Origin of the sequence: Pseudomonas graminis, from assembly GCF_001705435.1 — a bacterium.
Classification (GTDB): domain Bacteria; phylum Pseudomonadota; class Gammaproteobacteria; order Pseudomonadales; family Pseudomonadaceae; genus Aquipseudomonas; species Aquipseudomonas graminis_B.
This window is the reverse complement of the sequence record NZ_MDEN01000049.1, coordinates 13139-37137: the sequence shown is the minus strand read 5'-3', so window position 1 is coordinate 37137 and position 23999 is coordinate 13139. Positions and strand designations below refer to the sequence as shown.

Annotated in this window: 22 protein-coding genes and 1 pseudogene; 9 read left to right on the top strand and 14 right to left on the bottom strand. The window is 50.3% G+C overall.

The window, feature by feature from the left end:
* Positions 1–4: 4 nt before the first annotated feature.
* Positions 5–994 carry a hypothetical protein gene (locus BBI10_RS02125; RefSeq protein WP_065986365.1) on the bottom strand — a complete coding sequence of 330 codons (990 nt, stop codon included), beginning with the start codon at positions 992–994 and terminating at the stop codon, positions 5–7.
* A 455-nt stretch (positions 995–1449) separates the two neighbouring features.
* Here BBI10_RS02125 and BBI10_RS02120 point away from each other — a divergent pair, with 455 nt between their 5' ends.
* The 5 genes and pseudogenes from BBI10_RS02120 to BBI10_RS02100 all read left to right on the top strand — a co-directional run bounded on the left by BBI10_RS02120 (position 1450) and on the right by BBI10_RS02100 (position 7356).
* Positions 1450–2736, top strand: coding sequence for an ATP-binding protein (locus BBI10_RS02120; RefSeq protein ID WP_167355764.1), 1287 nt, complete (start codon positions 1450–1452; stop codon positions 2734–2736).
* Positions 2737–3249: 513 nt separating this feature from the next.
* Positions 3250–3759: a PhzF family phenazine biosynthesis protein gene (locus tag BBI10_RS26355; RefSeq protein WP_083232986.1), complete on the top strand. Its 510-nt coding sequence runs from the start codon at positions 3250–3252 to the stop codon at positions 3757–3759.
* A gap of 222 nt (positions 3760–3981) precedes the next feature.
* On the top strand, positions 3982–5160 hold the full coding sequence (solA, locus tag BBI10_RS02110; protein WP_065986363.1) for an N-methyl-L-tryptophan oxidase: 1179 nt from the start codon (positions 3982–3984) through the stop codon (positions 5158–5160).
* 1081 nt (positions 5161–6241) lie between these two features.
* Positions 6242–6663 (top strand): annotated as a pseudogene (locus tag BBI10_RS26350) (GNAT family N-acetyltransferase).
* Between the two features lie 156 nt (positions 6664–6819).
* Positions 6820–7356 (top strand): NUDIX domain-containing protein, encoded by a 537-nt coding sequence (locus BBI10_RS02100; RefSeq protein ID WP_065986361.1) that lies wholly within the window; start codon positions 6820–6822, stop codon positions 7354–7356.
* 133 nt (positions 7357–7489) lie between these two features.
* On the opposite strand, the gene BBI10_RS02095 is transcribed toward BBI10_RS02100, so the two are convergent.
* The 6 genes from BBI10_RS02095 to BBI10_RS02075 form a co-directional block, all read right to left on the bottom strand.
* Positions 7490–7678 (bottom strand): hypothetical protein, encoded by a 189-nt coding sequence (locus BBI10_RS02095; RefSeq protein ID WP_065986360.1) that lies wholly within the window; start codon positions 7676–7678, stop codon positions 7490–7492.
* A gap of 686 nt (positions 7679–8364) precedes the next feature.
* The gene (locus BBI10_RS27680) at positions 8365–8571 is read right to left on the bottom strand and encodes a hypothetical protein (protein ID WP_083232985.1); all 207 of its coding nucleotides are present in this window, start codon (positions 8569–8571) and stop codon (positions 8365–8367) included.
* Positions 8572–8736: 165 nt separating this feature from the next.
* Positions 8737–8871 (bottom strand): IS66 family insertion sequence element accessory protein TnpB, encoded by a 135-nt coding sequence (gene tnpB / locus BBI10_RS27840; RefSeq protein WP_244160292.1) that lies wholly within the window; start codon positions 8869–8871, stop codon positions 8737–8739.
* A 589-nt stretch (positions 8872–9460) separates the two neighbouring features.
* A complete protein-coding gene (locus tag BBI10_RS02085; protein WP_065986359.1) occupies positions 9461–11185 on the bottom strand; it encodes an ABC transporter ATP-binding protein in 1725 nt (574 codons plus the stop codon).
* On the bottom strand, positions 11182–13881 hold the full coding sequence (locus BBI10_RS26330) for a DUF4135 domain-containing protein (protein WP_083232984.1): 2700 nt from the start codon (positions 13879–13881) through the stop codon (positions 11182–11184). The genes BBI10_RS02085 and BBI10_RS26330 overlap by 4 nt, the downstream gene beginning before the upstream one ends.
* Positions 13882–14444: 563 nt before the next feature.
* Positions 14445–15608: an AAA family ATPase gene (locus BBI10_RS02075; protein ID WP_065986410.1), complete on the bottom strand. Its 1164-nt coding sequence runs from the start codon at positions 15606–15608 to the stop codon at positions 14445–14447.
* 427 nt (positions 15609–16035) lie between these two features.
* Between BBI10_RS02075 and BBI10_RS02070 the strand changes: the two genes are divergently transcribed.
* On the top strand, positions 16036–16293 hold the full coding sequence (locus BBI10_RS02070; RefSeq protein ID WP_141695090.1) for a hypothetical protein: 258 nt from the start codon (positions 16036–16038) through the stop codon (positions 16291–16293).
* A gap of 590 nt (positions 16294–16883) precedes the next feature.
* Here the strand turns inward: BBI10_RS02070 and BBI10_RS02065 are convergent.
* The 5 genes from BBI10_RS02065 to BBI10_RS02040 form a co-directional block, all read right to left on the bottom strand.
* On the bottom strand, positions 16884–17336 hold the full coding sequence (locus BBI10_RS02065) for a DUF6957 family protein (RefSeq protein ID WP_208600728.1): 453 nt from the start codon (positions 17334–17336) through the stop codon (positions 16884–16886).
* Positions 17337–17401: 65 nt separating this feature from the next.
* Positions 17402–17818, bottom strand: a complete 417-nt coding sequence (locus BBI10_RS02060; protein ID WP_065986356.1) for a DUF6957 family protein — start codon at positions 17816–17818, stop codon at positions 17402–17404.
* A 381-nt stretch (positions 17819–18199) separates the two neighbouring features.
* Positions 18200–18532 (bottom strand): hypothetical protein, encoded by a 333-nt coding sequence (locus BBI10_RS02050; RefSeq protein WP_244160291.1) that lies wholly within the window; start codon positions 18530–18532, stop codon positions 18200–18202.
* A gap of 14 nt (positions 18533–18546) precedes the next feature.
* A complete protein-coding gene (locus tag BBI10_RS02045; protein ID WP_065986354.1) occupies positions 18547–18909 on the bottom strand; it encodes a hypothetical protein in 363 nt (120 codons plus the stop codon).
* A 10-nt stretch (positions 18910–18919) separates the two neighbouring features.
* On the bottom strand, positions 18920–19651 hold the full coding sequence (locus tag BBI10_RS02040) for a metallophosphoesterase family protein (RefSeq protein WP_065986353.1): 732 nt from the start codon (positions 19649–19651) through the stop codon (positions 18920–18922).
* Between the two features lie 223 nt (positions 19652–19874).
* Here BBI10_RS02040 and BBI10_RS02035 point away from each other — a divergent pair, with 223 nt between their 5' ends.
* The gene (locus BBI10_RS02035) at positions 19875–20408 is read left to right on the top strand and encodes a helix-turn-helix domain-containing protein (RefSeq protein WP_083232982.1); all 534 of its coding nucleotides are present in this window, start codon (positions 19875–19877) and stop codon (positions 20406–20408) included.
* Positions 20409–20482: 74 nt separating this feature from the next.
* Here the strand turns inward: BBI10_RS02035 and BBI10_RS02030 are convergent, their stop codons facing one another.
* Positions 20483–20971 (bottom strand): hypothetical protein, encoded by a 489-nt coding sequence (locus tag BBI10_RS02030; protein WP_065986352.1) that lies wholly within the window; start codon positions 20969–20971, stop codon positions 20483–20485.
* A gap of 122 nt (positions 20972–21093) precedes the next feature.
* Between BBI10_RS02030 and BBI10_RS02025 the strand changes: the two genes are divergently transcribed.
* Complete coding sequence (locus tag BBI10_RS02025) at positions 21094–21420, top strand: helix-turn-helix domain-containing protein (protein ID WP_065986351.1); 327 nt, start codon at positions 21094–21096, stop codon at positions 21418–21420.
* A 290-nt stretch (positions 21421–21710) separates the two neighbouring features.
* Here BBI10_RS02025 and BBI10_RS02020 read toward each other — a convergent pair whose 3' ends face one another.
* The gene (locus BBI10_RS02020; protein ID WP_141695089.1) at positions 21711–22220 is read right to left on the bottom strand and encodes an EF-hand domain-containing protein; all 510 of its coding nucleotides are present in this window, start codon (positions 22218–22220) and stop codon (positions 21711–21713) included.
* Positions 22221–23123: 903 nt separating this feature from the next.
* Between BBI10_RS02020 and BBI10_RS02015 the strand changes: the two genes are divergently transcribed.
* Positions 23124–23861: an HAD-IA family hydrolase gene (locus BBI10_RS02015; protein WP_065986349.1), complete on the top strand. Its 738-nt coding sequence runs from the start codon at positions 23124–23126 to the stop codon at positions 23859–23861.
* Positions 23862–23999: the final 138 nt, after the last annotated feature.

Sequence of the window (23999 nt, the reverse complement as noted above, 5' to 3'; positions counted from 1 at the left end):
GGCTTCACGGCGTAGTTGAATCAATAGCAGGCTGCTCTATGCGAGTTGGCTGTATATCCGCGCCCTTCCGTTTCGCGGATGGGCTGATAATTTCACCATAATTATGAAGCGACGTGGAAGTCTCATGGCGTCTACCTCGAAGCGCCGTGAGGAATATCGCCTGCAAAGATTGACGTTGGTTAGGCTCAAAATCTTCTCTGATTGGGTATCCCTTAGGGTTTTTTATCCGTTTGAACCAGATGGATGCGAAGTAAAACGCTGCGATTGAATGCGTCATGGCACCTGTGAAAAACAGCGCCATTAGCATTCTCGGTAGCTGCTCAGGATTGAAAAAAATGTCAGCTATCGTGTAGTCGTTATAGGCCCACCATAAAGAACCTGCGAGCGCGAAAGGACTACCCGCTATAAGCACGAAGGCGGTCAAAGCCACTAGGCGCGCTACCAGCCCTATTCTTGAATCGTCGGTCGTAATATCAAAATCCAAATGCTGCCCGAAAACTCGCCCGGATCCTTTGATGACTGCTCTAGGGTCACCGGCAATGTAAAAACCTAGCTGTACCCATTCATCCTGGTTAAGACAGTCGAAAGAAAATACGAATTTATTAGGCTCTGGTGAAGCTATCGAGAACCGCATCGCTAGATGAGGTTTAAGAATGTGAGGATCACCTAAAACCCTGGCTTCTTCGCCAACTTCAATCATGAGAGGGGCATCGGTTGAAATTTCGTCTCCTCTAACAGCCTCGCGCCCGCGGTTCCATATTCGAACTACGAAAAAATAGATATTGTCGAGCTGTATACCGTCTTGATCGGTAATCAAAAACGGGCAGTGATTTGATCTCTCTACGACGATCTGCCTTCCAAGCACTTCCAGAACCAAGTCTTTTTTCTTTTCAGTTTGCCTTGCTACGATCAGGCTTATTACATAGCCCGAGACTGCACCGAGAATAAGCAGGATGAAATCTTTCGTTTCGAGTAAGTCAAATGCCTGAGTCATGAGCTGATGATTGATCCGCTGAGAAGGTTAGTGGGTTACTGACTAAACCGGCTTTGGCAGCCATTAGGGTTTGCCAGTGATCGTGCTCCCGCGCTGTCAAAGCATGAGACAGGGGAAGTAGCAAAAATGCGTCGGTCTTTGGTGAATCCACGAACTCCTACCCTTGACGCCAAGCTCCAACACGTTTTAATGGCGAAAGAGCAGAGGCTATCACGTTGTTGTTGGGCCCCGACCTGCAGATTTGTGGATATGCAATGATACCGTTTCAAAAACTGGTCGTCACGCCATCTGACGATTGGATGACCAGTGTCTCGTGAGTGTGTGATGGAGCATCGCGGCAACAAGCTGGTATGCGGTGGCCAAACCTAGGACTACCTAAATTTGCGTTCCCATATTGACGCATGAGTCTTCGCAGCAGAAAATCAGGCATCCTCCCTCATGGATCAATGGAAGACATGAAGTCGTCTACAAGTGTATATGATGTTTTTACCCCGACCACCCCTGCCAAGGTGTCTTTCATCGAAAGGGACGAAGTAAACGAAAAGCTAGTAGACGCACTCAGAACGCCAGGCACACAACTCGTCGTCTACGGATACTCTGGCTCTGGCAAGTCAACTCTGCTGCGGAACAAATTGCGCCAGCTTTACGAACATGAGGTAACAACAAGATGCACGTCAGCGTCCAGCTTTGACCAGCTAATGCTAAGCGCCTTCGACGACCTAGACGGATATTACATCTCCGAGCTCCAGGAAAAAAACACATCCTCCATATCAGCGTCTGCAAAAAATACGATAGCCTCTATTAGAACCGAATTATCCGCAACTGCCTCATTCTCTTCTGAAAACTTGGCAAAAAAAACTAGGATTCTACCACCGCAACTAACAGCGCAAAACTTAGCCAAACTCATGGGGGAAGCAAATTGTTGCTGGGTACTCGAAGATTTTCACAAAATTGAAGAATCAGAACGCACAAAGCTTTCCCAGACAATGAAAGTTTTTATGGACATGGCGGATGACTATAAAACAGTAAAGGTTATCGCAGTAGGTGCTGTAGACTCTGCTAGGCAGGTAGTCCAATACGATCCAGAAATGCGCACACGAATTGCAGAGATTCACGTTCCGCTGATGGAGCCGCACGAACTCCAAAGCATCATAAACTTAGGAACCAAGATTCTAAAGATCGCATTCAGCCCAAGCTTGACAAACAAAATTAGCCATTATGCAAACGGTTTGCCTGCAATTTGCCACACCATCTGTCTTAACGTTTGCCAACAGAATGGCATATATGAGGAAGTTAATACTCTTGTAAACCTTACTGACGCAGAGTTAGAGCCAGCTCTAGAGAAGTACTTATCCAACTCATCCGACACATTGAAGATGGCTTTCGAAGCATCACTCAAGCAGGTTCGCAAGGGTAAGTACGACCATCCAAAATTGATAATTCACGCGTTAGCCCAGCTGTCGCAAGATGGTGCTACTAAAGACGAGATTCTACGGAAGATTAATAAAGTCGAGCCCACCTACACATCAAGAAGTTTTAGCGGAGGAATAGAAAAACTCTGCAAAGCCCAGAGAACCCCATTGATTCGGCTTGACGAAAACTCGGGAAAGTACTCATTCATAGATCCTCTGTACAGATCATTTGCCCTGGCTTTAAACTCTGACGAACCAAAGACGAGTTTTGATGTTAATATTCAAACCCTAATTGAAAATGTGATTTTCAAAATTAGGGAGCTTCAATAAAACCACATTACTCGCGCGACCGACCGAACCCATGTTAGCGACTTCATGATTGCTCCTATTGGTAAACTTTAATTTTCTAAAGGCTCAGATCGATACACAGACATCTTTCGGTTGAGGTAGGAACGGCAGTAACCTGCCACCCGCCGCACAGATCCGTACGTGCAGAATTACCGCATACGGCTCCTGCCTTGGGTTTTGACGCCGAAGCGGGCTATAGGATAGATGAACATACAGAGATTCAAATGCTGCGGAATCGACCCGAACAGCGGAAATGAAACACTTGTCATTTTGGATGACGCTTCCACCAAGTGGTCGACAGCAGAGCGTCAGCGTTCCGCAAGCGAGCAGAAAGCAAACGCATGCGTGTTCATTGCTCAAAAAGAAGATGGGATGGGGCCCTGCACGCTGGATTTCTACTACCCGCACACCAGAAGCCCACTGTGTCTGCACGCCGCGTTTGCGGCGGCGCGTTACCTTCAGAGCCGTGAGATCGGGTGGTACTGAGGGTCTGCATTGACGGTCGTCAACCGTCAGCTACTGGAATTCGGGGGCTCAGGGGATGAACTGAATATCATTGTCCTGCCTACCGTCGCGGAAACGGCCGTACCAAACGTCGCAGTAATTGCCGGTTGGCTGGGCTGCGCGCCTTCATCGATCAAAACGCCGCTCTCGATAGCGTCGGTCGGCAGTCCAAAACTGTTGGTTGAGATGCCCAGTCCTCAAGCGTTATACGCGTTGCGTCCCAATTTGATCCGAATTTGCGAATGGGGGAAAGCCGCAGGAGTGAGTGGCTTGTATGCATACCCGCATCAAGAGCTGAATCGGTACGAAGGTCGTAATTTCAATCACTTTGATGAAGCGCTAGAGGATGCGGCTACGGGGGTCGCCGCTGGCGCACTAAGCGCTCATCTGGGAAAGAACATCACTTTGTATCAAGGAGCGATGTTTGGTAACAGCTGTGAAATCAATGCCCGTTTCCGGGCCGGATCGATCATTATCGGCGGCCGAGTTTTCGAAGCCTAGGGAGGCCCTCCAGCATTTCTCCCCCGCACAGAAATAGACAGTGCGTGAGCGTCGCTGGCTGTGTGAAGCGGCAGATGATTGAGACGGCAAACTCACCTTCACCGCCTCTCAAAAAAGTAGAAGGTTGAACGGTGTTGGAAACGCCAGCATGATTAGTCAGGGTTACCACGCACGCCCATCTCGACCCATAAACAACGCCGCTCTCTGCTCTAGGAAGCTGTTATGCAAGTGTGTGACGTCGCAGTAATCGGGCTAGGGGCAGTAGGAGCTGCAGCCTTGTACCATCTGTCAAAATGCGGAACTAGCGTAATCGGAGTGGATCGTTTTCATCCACCCCACACCCTAGGGTCAAGCCACGGTGATACCCGAATAACCCGCTTATCTGTCGGTGAAGGGGAGCAATACTTACCCATCGTCCGACGCTCCCACGAGCTGTGGCGGGAGCTGGAGAGGATTTCGGGCGAGTCACTTTTTGAGCAGTGTGGAGTGCTGGTTTTAAGCTCTACTCCCCACTATGCCCCTGAAGACGCGGCTGATTTCACGAACCGTACCGTAAGACTCGCTCAAACTCATGGCATCGCGCATGAAATGTTGGATGCAGAGCAGATTCGCCAGCGGTTTGCGCAATTCGCCACGGTACTGGACACCGCTGTGGGGTACTTCGAGCCCAGCGGTGGTTATCTGCGCCCCGAGCGCTGCATTGCGGTACAGCTGAGCCTGGCTGAACAGCAGGGGGCCTCCCTCTTGAAGGGTGAAACGGTCTCCAGCGTGACCTCCGATGTGTGCGGCGTCACGGTGATTACCAACCGCCGCACTATCAAAGCCAACAAAGTGGTAATCAGCGCAGGTATGTGGTCGCGCGAGCTACTGGCGCCCCACTTTGACCATTTACTGCGAGTTTGCAGACAAAAGCTGTTCTGGTTTCAGCTGGAAAAGGGCGCTAGGTTTGCAGAGACGTCACCGGTGTTCATCATGCGGCACGGGCGTACCGACGATGACATGAGCTATGGCTTTCCACCGCTGGCTGGGGAAGGCAGCGTCAAGATTGCAACCGAACAATATGAGCAGGAATCCACGCCTGAAGCCTTGGAGAGAACGATTTCCAAGGACGAGGAGCGCGAGATGTTCGAAACCCATGTAAACGGAAAATTAGCAGGCGTTACAGCGCGGGTACTCAAGTCGGCCGTCTGCGCTTACACCGTCACTCCAGACAGTAACTTCATCATCGACAAGCATCCTACGCTGCAGAATATCCTCGTAGTTTCTGCCTGTTCGGGCCACGGTTTCAAGCACTCAGCCGCCCTGGGCGAAGCGCTGGCGCAGTGGTCTACTACCGGTGCAAGCGATCTTGACCTGTCCGCATTTTCACTCGCGAGATTTGAAAAAGAGTCCGCGCCGTGAATCGGTAAAAGCGCAAGTCCGTGTACAGATGTCCCCTGCACCACCCCGATTGATATGGCCGGTGATTGAGGTTGTGCTCAACCTGCGTCTGGGGCGTGTGGATGGCGTCCACGTCAAGTTATCAACTGCTAGGACGAAGGTCATAAGCCCATGTCTCTGGCAAGCTGATCGCCTGCGATTAAATCCGTAGGGGCGCCAAGCTGCATAATCTCAAACTGCAGAGCGTAGTAGATGTGGGCCCTAAAAGCGGCTCTCACCGTGGCGTACGGAGGCAGTGGATCAGTGTTAAGTGAGTTTTCACCCGGTCTCTGCGTGTTGCGCAGCGCAAGCAGCCCGCGCGCTCCGACACTCGTGACGTGGATGCGCTCCAGAGGTGAATGGCCTGGTCGACGCCGATAGCTGTCTACGGCACTCTCGATTACCTGTGCAAATCCATGTTCGCCTAACTGTATTTGAGCCTGTTTCCAGATTTCAGCTTCCAGACTGTAGTCCACTTTTTCGCCACCTCGAATTTCAGCCGTAGTTACCCCACTTGGGGCCGTCTGTGCCAGGCGACAAATTTCTGAAAATTTATGAGCTAGCTGTTTGAACACAAAGATGAAAAGCAGCGGCCTTCGGTCGAAACGGCGACTCCCCTGCCCCAGCCGGGGCTAAAAACATGAAAAGCGAAGCGTGAAGCTGAAGCCAAAGCTGCGTTTAATGACCTCAGAGAATTAGGCAAGAAGCTCAGAATCTTGTTGACCCTACTCGCTCTGCTTTTTCTTTGCTCTCAAATATAACAACTCCGTCGTTTTAAAAAAATTTACAGGGGGTAAATCGCAAGTCGTCGCATACCGAACCGAGAATGTCTCAATATAGTAAGTTTGGCTGAAATCGGCCGGTGATTCCATTTCTGGCGTCGCAATTTTCGCAGGCCTCAGATGCTGCCAACCCCATCATCCGCTGACCTGACTTCCAGCAAATTCGTGATGGATTGGCCATTCATCTCCGCCGAAATATTGTATAGATACATATAGGGAACGGCACTTGCACGTGATGCTGGTACACCTGGCATAGGGAGACTCACATGAAGGATTGACGAATATCCGACGGCATTCACGAACAGCATCTGCAAGCGGTCTCTGATGGCGTCATAAGGCACGGCCAGAACTTGTCCCGTGAGCAAGGCGGCGTGGCGAACCCTATAGCTTGCACGGTGCTGGAAGATGGAATCTTGATAGGCGGCGTCACCGGCCGTACCGAATTCCGCCGTCTTTTTATCAATTACTTGTGGGTAGATTCAGCCTGGGGGGACAGAAACTCGGCACTGAGCTTTTGCACAGACTTGAGGCGCTGGCTCTGGAGCGTGGCTGCGGGGACGCACTTATTGAGACCCTCGATGACGGCGCGGCTGACTGGTATGAACGCTGCGGTTACAGGATCGTTGCGCATCTTCCGGGATACTGCGGGCCATGGAGTCGCCACACACTTTTGAAAATATTGAATCCGGAAAGTGATGCTTGAGCGGGCGATCTGCCTAAGTCACCTTACCCAAATCAGGCTAATTATTCTCAACGTCCCGGCGCACAAAGGCTGCACTGCTGCACAGGTGAGGAGTGATCCAAAACCTGGCAAAGGTAAACGCGCGTTCGCACATCGATCATTTGCAAAGGAAGGCCAATGCGACGTGCTTACTCAGTCCACGTATTTCTGACCCGCTCGGTGGGAGGCGAACGCCAGTATCTGATCTTCCAGCGAGCCCCACGCGATGATCTAGGCTTGCCAGCGTTTTTTCAGGGCATTTCGGGCGCGCTTGAAGATCAGGAGAGCTCCCAGGACGCGGCAGTTCGCAAAGTATTCGAAGAAACTGAGCTGCGCATCAATAGGCCTATCTACTCTGGATTCAGTCACCACTATCCGATCAAGGAGCAATGGCGAAAGCACTATGGTGCGGAGCCTCAGCAAGTAGAAGAGCGCGTCTTTACTGCAGATATTTCGGGTATGGAAGATCCTGTCCTGTCAGCAGAGCACACATCATTTCGCTGGCTTCGGCTTGCCGAGGCGCTGCCGCTGCGGACTTACGGCGCAAATGCGGAATGTCTTCGACGTGTTGATCAACTATGGTCGCGCGCCATTGGTGAAGCCGTTCCCAAGCAAGTGAGGGCGAAATCCATCGTTTCTTTGAGCTCAAACCTGTTGCCTTCGGGGTCTGAGTAGTACACCCAACGACTATTGCCGTATGTACCCACTTCGGAGTCTGGCTGAAGCCCACGATTGCTCAAATCCTCAATAGCGGACTCCAGAGAAAGTACAGCGAATCCGATGATCACCGACTGCTCTACCGGCGTCTTCAGATGAGGAGCGCGCGCGCCATCGGCCCACAACTCAAAAACCGCGCCGCCGCCGACATCCAGCATGAATAACCATCGCCGTTTTCCACTATAGGAAGGCCTACCTTCTCGACATAGAAACTGACCAGAGCAGTCAAATCGGCTGCGTAGAGCCCAGCCCACGCAATGCCAAGAAAATTTCTGCTCATCCACGCCTCCTGAGCGTAAGGCCTTTTACTAAGCGTAAAGCTAAATCGCATTGTTTGAGTTGGCTGACATACGCACCAGTACGGTAGACGTGGGCCTAGGTCTCAAAACCTTGTGGAGATGCAGTTGCATGGCCGCTTTGGGGTCGATAGCTGCCTGAGGGCCGGGTGTCCGCATCACGAATCGGTCTGAGCAATATCGCCTCGTTAACCAATTCGATGCTCAAGGAATCGCCCGAACCGACGTTCACTGCTGCAAGGACATCCGATGGGAGATCTATGATGACATCTTCGCTGCCATCACCTGGATCTTTGCATTCAACGATTATCCGCACGGATTTACTCATGAAGGAAAGGTCTCTCTGCATTTTTGGGAGAGCCTCCATCCTACGCCCGCATAGCTCCTACTGACAGCTATCGACCCAAAGCAGCCCTCATCCAAAGCGTCCAGCATCGTGTCCAAAATGCAGGCCTTACCAAAGCTCATTATTGAACGAGGTTAGGCAATTCCTTTAAAAAAACATCCCGCGCGCTTAATCCAGTAGGAACTCCATGGTGCCGGGCATACTGTTTCAGAGTCACAAAAGCGATGACAAGGTCTTCCTTGGATGCACATCCAACGAACTAGCCATACCCATATACATCATCAGAACGCCGCCGAGAGCCCGAGGAAAAGCCGTATCTGTCTTTCAATTATTCGCCACCCCGCCGCTGGTCGATGCGCTGCGCGACGCGGTGCTGGCCAGCTCGTGGCACACGCCGATGAAACACCGCGCATTTTCTTCTTCCGGATGAATACTCAAGCCCTTGCTCGTTTCGCGCTCAAGCAACATATGCTCAAACAATTCTTTGAGCAGCGCAGGGTCGTCAGGAAGGTCTCTGGGCACCGAAATCATGCTTTGGATTATACCGAATCAGGCCACAAATCGCGGCGTCAAAACCTGATGGGGACGGTTATTCCAGAGGTCAAAACCGTCGAGCAGCCAGTTGAGTTCCTGGACGGTCAGGACAATCGCCTCGTCGGTGGCATCGGGCGATTTTTTGAATCGCTCCGATTCCAGTCATTTGAGCCAAAGGCATACGCCGTTGCGCTCCCAATACAAGATTTTCACTCGGTTGCGCGGCTTGTTGAGGAAAACGAAAAGTGCCGTGTCGAACACGGCAACCTTGATATCCAGCTCGACCAGAGCAGCCACGCCGTTGATGGATTTTCGAAACTGCGCAGGTTTGGGGTAAGGTGAATTTTTTCGACTTTGGCGTCGGGTCGCATCATGGTAGATAGGCTCCTGAGAGATCGGGAGCCCAGCAGCTGGCTTTAGTTTAGTGCTTTGAATGTGGGGTTCGTGGAGCGGTTACATTCCAAGCCCGTCACGCGGTACGTGTCCTCACGCATAGCCGCAGTAACACAATCCGAAACTGAAGCAGGACTGCGAACCTGATGCTTCGCAGCACTTGCTACAGGGGACTGGACGACACACTGATGCATTTCTTGTGAGATAGCTTCTAAGTGCTGCAATAAGTACGCACCAAATGCAGGCTTTACGTATCCTAAGCAGTGTGAGACCGAGAGTGATCCCGCATTAGCTTGGATATGCAACACTAGCCCACATAAATATTTAATGCACTCGACGCCTTCCATCTCGTTAAGTCGGACTGAGGAAATGAACCCAAGCTGCGGGAGTACATATGCATAACAAGCCAACTCCCTAAATTTTTATAAAAGATTCAAATAGGTTTGCAAACATTAGATATTCACCAACGCTGATCGCATGTCTATTGAGCAGACTATACATTATCATGAATCATGGCAGGCTTAACAACGTGAAGAGTTCTGGCCTCATCCGTCATATTCAAAACCTTATTAGCATAAGCAACGACAGAAGCCTTATGTGTAATGAGGACAATTATCTTATCAGCGTGAATCCTTACAATGTTTTTCAATATTCGAGCCTCAGTTGCTTCATCTAAGGATGAGGTACTTTCATCATAAATAATAATTCGAGGACGACGCAGAAAACTTCTCGCGATAGTCATTCTCTGCCTTTCGCCACCCGACAATCTGAGACCCCTTTCTCCGATCTGGGAGTTAAGCCCGTCAGGTAGTTTCCTAAGCACCTCTGTCAAGCAAGCGTTGTCCAGCGCTCTCATGAGATCAGAATCGCTAGCGTCCGGATCAGCTACACGCAAGTTGAATGCGAGCGTGTCGTTGAAAAGACCTACATCTTGGGTAACCACACAAAACGCATCATAGAACTCGGAATCACTGACAGTATTTATATCAACTCCGTTTATGCTTATCGAACCAGAATTCGGAAGTTGAAGCTTGCTCATCAATTTAACTAGAGTCGATTTTCCCGCGCCAGACGGCCCGGTTACCGCCAGCACATCGGAGCTTCTGAGCGTCAGTGAAAAATCTAGCAACAGTTGCCTCGTTGAGTCGTAACCAAAGTTAACGTGCTTAAACTCAAACTGCGATGCGGTCGAGAGAGGAACGGCAGGGTACGAAGTTGTACCGCCATGGCTAGTTTGACTCATCTTAGATCGTGGGTTTATCAACTCAACAAAAGGGGCATACCCGCTCAAAGCCTCTGCTACAGTGCCAAGAGCGCGTATAAGGGATTCGAAAGGCCTACAGACCTGATAAAGATATGCATTCACCATCACAAAATGCCCCAACGATATCTGATCGGCCAACAATCTTGAACCAGAAACATACAAAACACTGCCAAGCAGTCCAACAAACATTGTGACGCGGACGACTTCCAGCAGAAGATTTTTTGTATAAAAACCTTGCCATAAAGCAAATATCTTACCCTGTTCAGCAAGATATTTTTCCTCTACTATTTTAACTGCATTAAACACTTTTATAGTTTCAACGTTGGAGATAAAGTTATTGATTGATCGCGCATTCTCCATTGTCTGGATAACAGTCTCTTTTTGGTATCCAGACAAAACCTTAATGCGCCGAAAGCTATACATGGTATAAAATACTAGATAGGAAACTATTAATCCAGCGACAAGAAAGTCTTTAAGAGCGACAAATACGCTACACGCAACGACTACCTCGACTACTGTCGGAAATAGTACCAATAATAATGATTGAAGGCAGCTTTGGTTGCTGGCCCTAACCCCCTGCATGATCTGGACAATCTTCGCTGCCCCGTGAGTGATGATCACACTTATGGGAAGCTTAACTACCTCTCCCATAAATCCCACTCCGAAGCGCCGATTCACATCAATAATAAAAAGCAAAGCACGGGACTGGCCTTTCTGACTCAGAATCTGGCCGAAGGAATAAAGGAGCAACATTGACGCCAGCGCCATTGCGAAGGCATGATTATCTTTAACGGACAGCGAATTTATAGTCATCTGCAAAGTGTAAGGTACTAACGCATATGATATCGAGCCGATCAAAACAATGGTAATAGTCAATCCAGCGGATCTCTTCGACTGAGAATCCAAAGAAAAATCAAGAACCTTTAGAAAATTTGCTGCCCCTTCGAATTTCATCTTAGATCCTCCAATACAAACTCGTGAGGTAGTAGCGGAAATTTAACAGCCTCCGGGCTGTTCAATACGAGTCTGGACAAGTAACTTCCGGCTGCTCCGTTCACTATTCCAATACCAAGAGGTCGGCGTCTTTGAGGCTGAACTGGAGCTTCAGTGTTAAGGAGCTTGCGGCGGATTAGCTCAACGCCCATTTCGCCAGTCGCCACACTCAAAACACTAAATGGCGGCGCGGAGCCTAAGTGCCTCTGAAATATATGACTCAAATTAATAGAACTTAGAAAATTATCGAGTTCGACAATTGAGTAGTTTTTACTTATAAAATCCAAAGCCAAAAGCACACCAGCGCCTCCGTGAGCCCAACTAAACTTGTGGACAGATTCAGTGTTGCCAGGTTTAAATCTAAAGTCCGGCCAATTACCATCTTTCAGATAGTTTTCAAATTCGAACCTCAAAGTCCGAGCAATCAAATTAGAACACTCTTGCTTGGCTTCGGGATATGCTAGACCATACATTGCAAGTGAATAAGCTACCCCGCTCTGGCCGTGGGAAAGTCCAGACAAACATTTGCTGTCATGAGTGGAAACCATAGAGTCGTATGGAAATAGCAAGAGGTCTCCATCAGAAACTGACCTAGAAATTAGTTTTCTTAGCGCTAGTTGGCTGATGCGCTTCCATGCCTCGTCAGGGTATGCGATGTAAAATGCCGAGGAGAGAGCCAATAGACCCGCTAGGCCGGCGATTAGACTGCTAGATTCTGAGTTAAGATTTTCAGCAGAGGAAAGCCTACGAATCAATTCCGACTTGATCATTTTAACGAAACTACTTGTAGTCAAACTACGTCCGAAAAGGGGAATCAGACATGAAACAGGCCCAACTAAAGCACCGCCCAGGATTGTATTCCCATCAAACTTAAAAGCAGTCAAATCAGCCAGATAACGGTCAAAAAAAAGATTTTTTTCGTGGTCGGGGAGGTGTATATGCCCTTTATTAATTAAATAACCAAGCCCCGCGACCCCACTGAACATATCCAAGCCGACCGGTTTTAACTCAAGATTATTATTAGCCGACCCCGAAAATCTAACTATAGGATGTTTCGAGCTAGCATAGGTGGTGCAAATAGTCGCTAATTCATCATGTTCACTCCCGATGGACTCTGAAAAAGCCTCCTGAAGATTTCCATGCTGGACGCCTCGTATCAGCGAATCTAGGTCTACGACTTTTTTTGACTGCCGAAAGCATTCCTCCAGATGGTACATCTCAGAATCAATGACTTCAGCATTTAGTGATAACAGATACTGCCTAGCGAATTGATATCCGGGCGTGAAAGCGTCCATCAATATGCTTTGTTTCAAATGTTTTATACTTACCTCTTGGCCATCAATCTTAGAGACGAATCGTGGAACATCGCAATCCACACATGACGCAACCTCCGCATCTATCAAATTTCCAGGCACAAAACTGGCTGACTGAAGACTTAGGCACTGACGAATGTATTCTCGCCTTCCGGATTGTTCGGACATCAGAGAGGGATGAAGAGACGATTCAATTATCGTGCAATAACCGTTTGTAGACTTCAAAATCACGCGATTTTCAATCCCGCGTAACGAATCAACAAATTCTAAGAATTCGGATTTGTGCCTGACTACTAGATCAAATCCATGGCGCGCACCTTCAACAATCTCGTCGAGATAATCCAACGGTGACAAAACTCTTCCGCTTAGGGCTGCTCGATTTATTCGTGTATTAATTTGCGCGTCCCTTACAACTTCAGAGTCAAATATATTTCCAATGCCGCAGTGTTCTATTCTGGCTACTCCGTCTTCATACTTGATACTGTTCGGAAGAAGATAAGTTCTAACCGAATTAACAACACTACTGCTGGTCAGGCAATGCTGGCAGACCGTTTCGAGATCAATTGGAACCGGGCTACCTCCATTTACAACTATGTTTTCGAAATTTAGATCTGTAATACTTAACGCTGATGACAGGGCTATAAGGTAACCAGCGTTTCTGAAAAAGGTTTTTGCTCCGGCAGTACCCTCAATATCTTGGTGTTTGCTCCAGCGAACCCATCCATGATCACTTTCAGTGATATAGTCCGGAAACTCCCAACCTTGTATTGCGCACTTGCTGGACAAGAAGCGCTGCATAAAGTTGCTTGCTCTTTCTTCCAATGCTAAATTCCTAAGCTTTAGCGCAAAACTAGGCTTGTTGTTTACGTAAAACAATACAACATTTTTTCCTTCATCATGGCTTTCGCCATTTAGGATAAATATATGAGTTATTTCCTCAAGCGAATCAACGAAACGTCTGTCGCGGAGAATTTTAGAGTCACCGTGGATACATTCCTTGATTCGATTCAGATTGGCTGTTTCATTTTTTATTAGTTTTTTGACAAGGCGAGCAAATTCTGGGTATTTCTCAATTACTGCTAGATACGGCGTATCCAAGCGGACAAACTCGTCGTAGGTCAAACTAACACCTAGACTTAAATTTATATTGGCTACCTCTGCTTCGATAATTTGGGTAGCATACATATCTAATCTATTTGACGCGTGCACGGCAGCAGCATGAAGTAGGAGACGATCTATCTTTTCATCACGCGCAAAATTATCGCTGGCAAGCAAGCTAACTACGAAATTTTCTATAATGACGCCGTGTCGTCCATGATACGAAAATGAATTCTCGTGTTCCATATACTCAGTCCCTAGAGTGGGGCAGCCGCTCAGCGCGGCTGCTGTAGTGGCTTAATGAAATATGAGCGCAGACATCACTTCTTTAGTTACACATTCTCCATTAAATATGGAACCGGGGGAATGTGAAGTATAGCAACACCCTGGGTCATCTTGACACTGCGTGCAGTTGCTGGTGAACGTGAGGTTCTCAGAAAATTGTAAAACGTCCCACTGGCTCGCCCCAATCTCATTCGCGATAAGTTCCGGCGGCCTTAAAGGCATAATGCCGTAGGGATTTTCCGACATCTTGGAGCGTTTAATGAATGTTGCGATTGATGCAGCTTCAAAGGGTGTCATCACGCATTACTCCTGTACAAAACCGTAATGATTCATGAACGCGAAGCTTTCGCATTCGCGTCAATCCTACAATGGGAAATGTCCAGTGTTCAAGCGTTACGAAATATTTCGTCACCTCGGCTTTAAGTTTTCGCGAGATAAATTCCTCGAAACTATGTAACTCATTGTAAAATATGGGGAAAATCGAAAATCCCTGGTGCCTAATAAGGATCAGCATCCACTCAGGATCAGTCTGGCCACTTCCACAGCGGCACATCTAAAATCCCCCTACCCGGGATACCAGTCCGCCCGTCTTCCTTCTCCAGCACTATAAGTTGCATCTGATCACACCTTTCCAATTCGCGGCTGAGGACGATAGAGTGGGTTATCACCCACATTTGGCAACGAGTGGCGGCAAGCTTTATAAGATCAGCTAAGGCTGGCAATAACTCAGGATGCAGACTTGCTTCCGGTTCGTTAAGAACCATCATCGATGGCGGCCGTGGAGTAAGTAGCGCAGCAGTCAGCAGTAGAAACCGTAAAGTACCGTCAGAAAGCTCGGTCGCGCGAAGCGGTCTTAACAGCCCCCTCTGATTAAAAAGAATGGTGAAAACGCCGCTGTCCTCTGTAGCTACTTCGACGCTTGCGCCAGGAAAAGCTTCATCGATCGTTCTGTCAAGCGCATCCGAATCGCCAATCTCTCTTATTGTTTGTAGCGCTGCGGCCAGATCCCTACCATCGTTGTGCAGAGCCAAGGTTCTGGTGCCTATCTGCGCCCGCCGAGCTGGCGCGCCCAAGTCAGTTCTGAAACTATCATAAAACCTCCATCTTCCAACCATATCCTTAAGAACGCCTAGCTCAGGACAACGATGATCGTATCCCATGTAGCTAAGCATGCTTTCATAGTAGGGTACTTTCCCAGCTACCGCTGTTTGCTCACGGTTCGAGTTAAGGGTTATATGAGAGCTCTTACGATCTATTAACAGAGAGCTAGGCCTACATGTTTCTCCCGCCCACACACACTCGCGTTTGATCTCCGGATCCAACGAGAACGAAGTCGCGGGCGGAGGTGGGGGAGGCAACCCAAGAGATATCGCATAGCCAAACTCTCCCCCTGAAAAACCCAGCCTTAGCCTTTTCTTTCCATTGTTTGCTGTACCTAGATTTGCTGCACGTTGGTTTCGAGCCACTGCACTGGCTTCAGCACCTGCCCAGAATATAGAACTCAGTCCTCCCTCCATTGCGACTGCCTTGGTTACCCCACCATCATATATTTCCGCTAAGAGCCGCAATGCCTTAAAAAGGTTAGATTTCCCACTGCCATTTGCGCCCGTAATGACATTTAAATTCGACAACGGCAGGACTAGATTTCTTATTGAGCGATAATTTTCAACAGCTAATGTCTTGATCATTTGACCTGAGATCCATACGGTAGCGATCGCCAACCCTTTCATAATACTGCTGCAAAATCAACCCCTCCCTTGCTCTGACGCTCCACCTTATCAATATAAGTGTCGCGCAATCTACCTTGGTTAGTTGCTGGTTCTGCCATAGCGATGAACTGAAAAGACCATAATGAAACGCTTGCGCCCGAACTGTCATCAATTATTGCAATCAGCTCAGCCGTGTTGAAAGTTACATCTACTCTAACAGCCGAGATTCACATGCTCCGTCTAGTTGGTTGTTTCCTCAAGTACGGAATTTGGATTATTACCGATCACGATGAGATCCGTTTTCAGTTTTTTCCATCCATCCCTGTTGTACATCTTGAGCCTCCGCCCTCCCAACTTGAGTAGCAGTAATGCTCGATTCCTCAAAGCGATGGTTGCGGATACGCGCGTGAGCACGCCACATTACGGTGCAACCAGCGATACGCATTGGCGCTCGGGCGGCTTTGGATTCCGTTGCGAGCACAGCGCCAAACTGAGCGTGACCTTCGCCTTGGACTGCTGCGATCACGAAGCCATTCGCTGGGTCGCCAGCTCGACCGGGTACAGCGGCGGTGATATACGCGACTTGATGTCGGAAAGCGTGGAGAAGCGCTTCGATGATCAACTGCTTGCAACGCCGGTGCAGTGGCGCGGCGATAACGGTTAAGCGTACAGCGCCGAACAGACGCGCCTGTTTGCTCGACAGATCGGCTTGCAGTTCATGCGGTTGGCAGTGGCATCAATTTAATGGGAAGTTGGTTTAGTGTCCGATATTGAAGGCGCAAGTCCAGTCAGCAAGCTTGGAGGCAGCTGCAGAATCGCATCGCCTGTGCCATCGAACGCATTCTGCAGCTTCACAAGCCAACGAAGCTTTCCAGCTTCCTTATTGCAAGGCATCGCTTTGCATCTCATCTTCGTCTCGCGTAGACGCACTCAGCCATCCGATGTGTGCGCTGCAGCGCGCCCTAACCCAGCGCTTTTCAACCAGCTCCGTTACTGCGGCATACCTCGCAGAGCTGCAGAGATGCCGTTACAGATCTATCGACTATCTCCCGCCAACGGCGGTCACCGCCGTCGTGATAGGGCCGATGCTCACCCCACTTTTCCTTCACTCGCGTTACCGCAATCGTCGGTACCAGCGGGTGGCGATCTAAGTGATTTCGGAGTGAATTGCACAGGTCATCCAGAAGTTGAATCCAGCTAGGTGAGCCATCAATTCCACGGAGCCCCGCGCTCAAATAGAACTCGGGATACCGCTTACGCTGGATTGTTAACAGGTCGGTTTTCATAAGTGTTCCATAACCCAGAGCCACACAGATCCGCTAATGCGAAGACAGTCGGTTTGCTTGCAAACTTTCGGCTTCCCCGCCCTGCCAGGATGTACAGCATGTCTTGGGTCTCAAAAAAGCAACCTTCGAATCTGAGCTGAAAGCCTGAAAGTTTGCCGTGGGCTGCTTCAGCTTTTGTACCCGCTTTGGTGGTTACTGCTTGGGCGTAAATGACCGTGGGTCTCAACCCACTGGATCGAACCTGCCTATCCTCATCGTCCGAGAGAATGACGTCGATCAACATCCATCGCCGCACGATGCAGAACTCCTTTTCAGGAAATTCCTCGCATGCAAATTGCAGCAGAGTCTCATCATCGAGATCCGCTCCCGCAAGAGGTTGTGCAGGGCTGAAGAACAGGTCTCCGAGCAGCTGGTTATCCAAAAAAATCACCCTGTTTTGCTTTGACTGTGTGTGAGATGAGCCGGGTGTGATTGCAGCGTTATCAATCAGACAAGACGTCGATTAGCGATGGCCATGACAACCTCAAGGCTTGCTGTTTTCCTGCACCCCTGCCCCATTAACACGAAGGTCATATCTCTTGTTCGAAACACATGGGGTTCGGGTTTTGAGGTACTGAACGTAGTCCGTACATAACCTCGTTTCCGCCATGTGCCGCCACTGTGAAGCACGCGATCTTCAGCATAGAGAACAAAAGGCTCCAACCCCTCCTCTGTAAGCGCCACGCGGTAATCTGCTGGTACGTCGACATCTACAATTATCCAGTCCCGCACAACGCAATATCGCCGGCCACGGCAACTCAAAATAGCCTCAGCTTCCGCCTTTGCTTCGTCACCGTTAAAACCCGGAATGCGCGCTCCGTCCAGCCTGAACAGCTCCGCAACTTGTTCGTGAATATCACTCATGCACTCAGCTCATTTGGAACGCATTTAAGTTGGCTCAATGCCTCTGACAGACTCAATCCCTGGCCCCGTGATTGCTCAAGACTCTGCGAAAGCTTGCTCACAAAGATGTCCATACCCACTGTGTCAACCAAAGCCCAATCTGCCGCCGTTGCGAGCGCCGCCGGACGGGGCGGAAGTCCGTGAACGAGGTCAGCTGCTCGCCGGCGAGCTTCAAGGTAGCCAGGCCGGCCGAGCACCTCGTATGGGTCTATGGATACCCTGCCGTCGCGGCATTTCAGAGTTTTAAGGGCGAGTATGGAATCCCTTACTTGGCGGTCTTCGGGGCTCATGGGTTTCTTCTGCCAGAACCAGGCCATGACGTCTCCTATATGTAATTGAGGCTTAGTGGTGCACGCCGGTGAACCGAGGCCCGTGCTCAGCAGGCGCCCAGTTACAAATGACATAGCGGCTGTTTAGGGTCTCCACGATGACGTGCCCTTGGATTACCTGCCGTCCCCTTACGACAGAGGTTCTAATGCTGTGACCGTTCTTGAACCGCCCTCTGTTGTCACCAAAGACGATGCCAATAAGGGTTACCCCCTCAGCTGCTGCGCAGATGAGGTAACCGGTAATGGCCACACCAAAATCCGTTGCCATTGCATCAAGCACCATCGCCGGTATCAATACTGGTTCGATGCTCTCTCGGATCGACTTGCTGTGCAGCGCTGTCTGCATGAGTTCACCGTTTGTTAATGGATCACATTGAATGGCCCTTGTTCGCCATTTTGGTAAAGCCAATGAGCCACAACGTAGAGTCCGCCCGTGGACGCCTCTACAACGAGATAACCTTCTCGGTAATAACGCCTCATGATCGGCGGCGTATGAGCGGGTAAGCCCTGCGGGAATTCGTTGCGATGGTCACAGAAAATTAAGCCCGTCATCTTGGGCGGACGCTCTAGAGCGCAGAGGAAAAACCCTACAATCTCTTTGTCGGGAAGCAGCCCCTTCGCTCGCTGAATCACTTTAGGTAGTCGATTAAACGTGACGTCATTCAGAGTCGATCCGAACGTTTTGATCATGTATGACGAATATGCCCAGCTGCTGGTAGTCATTGTCATGACCTCATTGCAAGTCGATCGTAAAGTCGGCGCAAAAGCCAGTCTCTTCACCTGGATACCCGCGCGGGTTTGAGACGATCCGGCACCCCACCAAGGTGGTATCGATAGCTTGATGCGTGTGGCCAAAAATCCAGACATCGGCCTGCGTAATGAGCTCCGGCCAGTGATTCGAATAGGCAGCGTTCAGGTGACCATCATGCTTATCGCCAGCAATTGAGGGTGTCGGGGTGTGATGGGTGATGACTACAGTCTTCCCAGCAAAGGGCTTCGCAAGTTCCTCGGCTAACCACGTGCGTGCTGCCCGGTTTCGTGTAAAGAGGTCATCCGGGCGCAGGCGGCGATAAGATGCATCAGCACGAATCATTCTGAAATCATTCATCCATTCTCGCGCCAGGCTGGTAGCAGCGACGACGTCTCCAGTGGACGAAAAATCAGTCCAGGCCGTGGTGCCCAGGAAGCGTGTTTGCTGCCAAACAAAGCTTTCATTTTCCAAGATGTGGACGTGAGCAGCTGCGGCGTCTCTCATCTTGCGGAGCGTGTGGTCGATGTGGCCTTTGTAAAACTCATGGTTTCCGCAGACGTAGATAACAGGGCACCTGAAGGCTTCATTTGCCCACTTCACGCCTTTAGCCTGAACGCCGATGTCACCGGCAAGGATTACGAGATCAGCATCTATTGGCGACGGCACAAACTCGGAAAATTCCATGTGCAGGTCTGAGTAGATCTGGATTTTCATCGCACGACTTCATCTCGATTTATCGGCATACAGCCGCGTGTTGGTCGAATTTACTCGGGTCAGGAATCTGCACCGGTCAGTGAATTCGTTTTAGCTATATATTGATCAGGCACACCGCACTAATGGACGCCCAATGTCTCTCAGCCAACCCAAGTACCGTCCATTCGGTCGAACCTGCGGGTTGAGATGACGGAGTCTCACGCGCCTCGCTTGTTGCTTTGTGATGAATATAGACATTTGTGTCGAACAACGCAAACACGGCATACCGTCCCGTTTTATGGGGACGCATAAAATGTCGCTTCGCAACGCTTTCGCCGCGGCTCTGCAGTTCATGAGGACACATCGAGGGTTGTCCCAGCGGGATATCGCAAACGCGACGGATCAGTCTCATGTGAGCAGACTCGAATCTGCCTCGACATCGGTATCGCTGGACGTCAGTGAAGAGCTCGCCCAGGCAATGCAGATCAGCCCGCTGTCGCTGCTCACGTTGGTCTACGCATCTCGCAATGGTGAGTCCCCCGAGACCGTTTTGCGGCAGACTCAGAGTGAATTGGAGGCATTGGGGTTGTTGCAGGCCTCGGTGCCGGCCAAGCCTTTAAAACTGGAATCCCCACAGGCGGTGGAGTCAGCGGCGTTGGCGCGCAAGATCGATAGTCTCCTAGCGCAGGGTAAATCGAAGGCCGAGGTTGCCCGGGAGCTTGGCGTCGTGAGGTCGACAATCACCAGGCACGTGCAAATCAGAAAAGGGACGGATTAACTACAATGCGGCGCGTATATGCACTGCCAGGGACTGGTGAAGCATCACTGCAGTGAGGCCCCACCATATCTAGCTCAGTTGGCGAATCCAAGCTGATTAAGCTGCCCCTTGAGAAAGCTTTCCTTCAACACGCCTGGGAATGCCACTGAGAGCTTCCAGATCAGCCAGATGAACGCGATCGGTACAATTACTCCCAGATATCCTCCCATCAAGAGCCCCACGAAGCTGAGCGGGATAAATAGCAGAGCCAGCACGAAGGCGCTCCAGCGCATTTTCGAAATCCACGTAGAGAACCCATTCTCTTCGTAGATTTTCTGACCGTCTGCTTTTTTGATCGCAAACAAAATAAATCCAAACCGGCCCAGCCTTACGAAGTAGAAGTCACCCTCGATACCAGGCTTCATGTAAGACTCGATCAGCTGCCCTACCCCCACTTTCTTCACAAGCTTCGTGGTGCCGTCCCGCTGAGCAATACGAAGGTACGTGTATTCCGACCCATCGGGCTTGTTTTGGGACGGCCCAATTACTTCGATTTTTCCGCTAAAAACGCTCACGTCAGACATCACTGCTTCCTTTGCACTTGGTTTTTTGGCGTCAAAGCGCCATCACGAGCAAAATACTAAGGAACTCTTAGTATACGGTCAACGTGAATCTAAGAATCTCTTAGCCTTTGGGCTTTGAGAAAATGAGCATTTTTAGCGTGCGGCTGAAGCAGGCGAGGAAGGCGGCCGGCCTGTCTCAGGAGCGCCTAGGCGTGCTGGCCGGGATCGAGGAAGCATCGGCAAGCGCGCGGATGAGCCAGTATGAAAAAGGAAAGCACGAGCCCGGCGAGGGAATGGTTAAGCAGATTGCCCAGGCCTGTGGGCTGCCCGTGGCGTTTTTCTTCTGTGAGCAGGACGACGAGGCTGAATTGCTGGCTTTATTTAATAAATTGAAGCCGGCACAGAGAAAGCAGTTTGTGTCCTCGGTGAAGCTCGCCCTCGGGAGTGACGGCGGACAACGCATCGACTGATGATTACGATAGATGGGTATCCACTCTCAAACCAAGTCGCGTTCATGCCGTGGCGCAAATCTACGCTGGCGACGATTTGCCAAATTGAAGGCATTCCTGAAGGATCTGGGGTTCGAAGGAATTGGGATAAGAGGCACTAGGCGGATGGTGTCCATCTACAACAAAAGACTGACGGAAAGCATTAGGAGCGGCGGCGGCCTACGTATCCTCGAGCTAGGGCCCGCCTGAGAGCACCTTCGCAAGCGAGCTTGCGAAGGATAAATACCGTGAGCTAGGCCTACGCCGGGATATTAAGACTGCCTGCCCCAATACGCATTACCAGCGCTTAACCCCTCCCGTAAAAACGCAGTGGCTGATTGATCATCTTGTGTGTATGACCTTGCGAAGTCATGGAAGATATTTCCGCCTGTGGCATTGTAGGACTTGATCCCCGCCACGAACTCATCAACCGACAGCGTTCCACTATTCGAGACGTCAAAGCTCTCAAACAGCTTCTTGGCGGTATTCAGGCTCACACCAACGCGCTTCAACTGATTTGCGAATTCACTGATCGAAAGCTTGTTGTCTTTGTCTTTGTCTCCTTGCACCAGTAGCTGAGGCCCCCAGGCTTCACTGAGTGGCATTGAGGACTTGAGTATCCCGTAACCGATTACGTCGGATTTGGTGCCGTCGCTGAGCGTGACGATGTAGGGCCTGTCAGGCGTCGGGGCGATGCCTGCTTCAAATTCGGCGTCAGTTTCGATATTCGGATTCGGGGCCGCTTGCTGCAGGAGCGGATGCAGCACTGCTGGTAGGGCCAAGCTGGCGGCGCTGGAGCCGCTACGGCGGATACGGACATGATGTGATCTCAACTGGACGGAGTACCGATTGTAGCTTCAAAAAGAAGAGCCACTAAGTATGTCGCCAGAGAGTGCCAAAGCTTTAGTGCGCTTTGATGTGCTCACTGCTGCCCAGTGGCGTGGTCAATGATTCAGTTGAGCCATGCGCCAACGAAAACAGCCCCATGATCTTGACGTTACGAAACTGGATGCTGCCTTGGGACGATCCAGGGTCTGATGCCTCTGCGACTCCCAAAGCGTTGAATTCCGCAAAACGTCGAATGAGCCTGCCGTGCGACAAGGTAGGTGGGGCTCAGATCACCTTCAACGACCCAAGTGGGGGGCAGGTCAGGCAAGAGCTTCGGTTCGGGCGAATTGGTTGCTCGTCGGATCGGTTTACAGCGGTCACTCGCTGTTGGAGATATGAGCTTGATGCAGGCAGCTCGCTTGCATGGGTGCGATCAGTAGGCTTATCTGAACGATGTTCAAATTCGAGCATTGACGCAGCGGGTGAGCGGTGTCGCCAGCTTCTCCTGCAGAGGTCGGCGCCCGATAAATCGATCTAGGTGGGTTGGCCGGATGCTGACTAACGGGCAGCTTGTCTTTAGAGGGAATGCACCATCGCTGAAGGATCTGTCCAGGCCACGCGGGTGAATCAGCAAATGCGTTTCCAGTCCTAGTCAACGATCCTCAAAGATGATAGCGGTGCGACATGCCAGCGCATAGATTGATGGCGAAGCAGAGAGGATGCGCGCCTTATCGTGCATCAATCCGACCATGCTGATTGACTCAAGCAGCAAGTGGCTGCAAGTCTCTCGTCAGCGCGCCGAGGAGGATTTTTATCGAGATCCGGCTCATAGGCAGATCCAGGTCGCATAGAGATCTATGGAGCGAAAAGTGCAAGGAAAATTTTCTGACGTAGGTTTTTTGGGGTTCGACGTATACGGGACGGTGGTTGACTGGCGAACGAGTATTGCGCGGGAGTCGGAAGGCTTGCTGAAGAAGTATGGCATCCACATTGATCCTCTGACGTTCGCGGAACAGTGGCGTTCTTACTATCAACCGTCCATGGAGCCGATTCGTGCAGGCCAGCGAGCCTTTGTAACCCTGGATGTTCTAAACCAAGAAAATTTAACAGCATTGCTGAAAACCTATGGGGTCGATCGCACGCAGCTCAAAATTGACGAATTTGCTCATTGGGTCGCAGCCTGGGAACGACTTACGCCATGGCCAGACTCCGTGGAGGGTCTGACTCGATTGAAGCGCAAATTTGCAATTGGCCCCATTTCCAACGGGCACATCGCAGGGATGATGCATCTCGCGCGTTATGCCAAGCTGCCATGGGATGCCATACTGGGTGCTGGACTCACAAATACTTATAAACCGCAGCACCAGACGTACCTCAAATCAGCAATGGCGGTCGGGCTTGCTCCACAACGGATGGCAATGATAGCTGCACACAACGACGACTTGGCAGCCGCTCGGGCTTGTGGATTCAAAACTGTGTATGTAAACCGTCCCACCGAATACGGCCCAAACCAAACGAAAGACTTGAATGCCACAGGCGATTGGGATCACGTCGTGGGGTCAATAACCGAGGCAGCGGACGCACTGGGTTGCTAACAGTAAAGATAGTATTGAGACTTCTTTCAAGGCAGGACGGCCGAACCATGGAAAAGAAGCTGAAAATTATTTAGATACTCAGCCTTATTCAGCAGCTCGAACGAACAGGGATAGATCCTAATTAATAAATCAGGCTAC

Coding starts and splice junctions, on each gene's coding strand:
- BBI10_RS02035 (WP_083232982.1), top strand. CDS start 19,875: ATGAATATAGACATTTGTGTCGAACAACGCAAACACGGCATACCGTCC.
- BBI10_RS02120 (WP_167355764.1), top strand. CDS start 1,450: ATGAAGTCGTCTACAAGTGTATATGATGTTTTTACCCCGACCACCCCT.
- BBI10_RS02040 (WP_065986353.1), bottom strand. CDS start 19,651: ATGAAAATCCAGATCTACTCAGACCTGCACATGGAATTTTCCGAGTTT.
- BBI10_RS02075 (WP_065986410.1), bottom strand. CDS start 15,608: ATGATCAAGACATTAGCTGTTGAAAATTATCGCTCAATAAGAAATCTA.
- BBI10_RS02025 (WP_065986351.1), top strand. CDS start 21,094: ATGAGCATTTTTAGCGTGCGGCTGAAGCAGGCGAGGAAGGCGGCCGGC.
- BBI10_RS02030 (WP_065986352.1), bottom strand. CDS start 20,971: ATGTCTGACGTGAGCGTTTTTAGCGGAAAAATCGAAGTAATTGGGCCG.
- BBI10_RS02085 (WP_065986359.1), bottom strand. CDS start 11,185: ATGAAATTCGAAGGGGCAGCAAATTTTCTAAAGGTTCTTGATTTTTCT.
- BBI10_RS02060 (WP_065986356.1), bottom strand. CDS start 17,818: ATGAGTGATATTCACGAACAAGTTGCGGAGCTGTTCAGGCTGGACGGA.
- BBI10_RS02050 (WP_244160291.1), bottom strand. CDS start 18,532: ATGCAGACAGCGCTGCACAGCAAGTCGATCCGAGAGAGCATCGAACCA.
- solA (WP_065986363.1), top strand. CDS start 3,982: ATGCAAGTGTGTGACGTCGCAGTAATCGGGCTAGGGGCAGTAGGAGCT.
- BBI10_RS02100 (WP_065986361.1), top strand. CDS start 6,820: ATGCGACGTGCTTACTCAGTCCACGTATTTCTGACCCGCTCGGTGGGA.
- BBI10_RS02015 (WP_065986349.1), top strand. CDS start 23,124: ATGGAGCGAAAAGTGCAAGGAAAATTTTCTGACGTAGGTTTTTTGGGG.
- BBI10_RS02095 (WP_065986360.1), bottom strand. CDS start 7,678: ATGAGCAGAAATTTTCTTGGCATTGCGTGGGCTGGGCTCTACGCAGCC.
- BBI10_RS02045 (WP_065986354.1), bottom strand. CDS start 18,909: ATGACTACCAGCAGCTGGGCATATTCGTCATACATGATCAAAACGTTC.
- BBI10_RS26330 (WP_083232984.1), bottom strand. CDS start 13,881: ATGGAACACGAGAATTCATTTTCGTATCATGGACGACACGGCGTCATT.
- BBI10_RS02125 (WP_065986365.1), bottom strand. CDS start 994: ATGACTCAGGCATTTGACTTACTCGAAACGAAAGATTTCATCCTGCTT.
- BBI10_RS27680 (WP_083232985.1), bottom strand. CDS start 8,571: ATGATTTCGGTGCCCAGAGACCTTCCTGACGACCCTGCGCTGCTCAAA.